The 251-nt window shown below is 46.6% G+C and carries 1 protein-coding gene; it reads left to right on the top strand.

Annotated features, from left to right (window positions below):
- Positions 1 to 251 (top strand): hypothetical protein (locus MiSe_RS50430; protein ID WP_226595145.1); only part of this gene is annotated, 251 nt, incomplete at both ends.

Genomic DNA, 251 nt, shown 5'->3' with positions numbered 1-251 from the left:
AATATGTCAGGAAATACATTTCCGGCTTTCGGGGCACGGCGTTCTACAATCTTTGGTAAAAATCAAAAGTTATTGCACGCCGTGCCCCTACGGGGGCGGGTTTATTTACGGGTTTCTCAAACTTGGAATATGTCAGGAAATACATTTCCGGCTTTCGGGGCACGGCGTTCTACAATCTTTGGTAAAAATCAAAAGTTATTGCACGCCGTGCCCCTACGGGGGCGGGTTTATTTACGGGTTTCTCAAACTTG

Origin of the sequence: Microseira wollei NIES-4236 (assembly GCF_020521235.1) — a bacterium.
Lineage (GTDB): Bacteria > Cyanobacteriota > Cyanobacteriia > Cyanobacteriales > Aerosakkonemataceae > Microseira > Microseira wollei.
The sequence above is the reverse complement of the archived record's forward strand: the minus strand, read 5'-3'. Positions and strand labels throughout refer to the sequence as shown.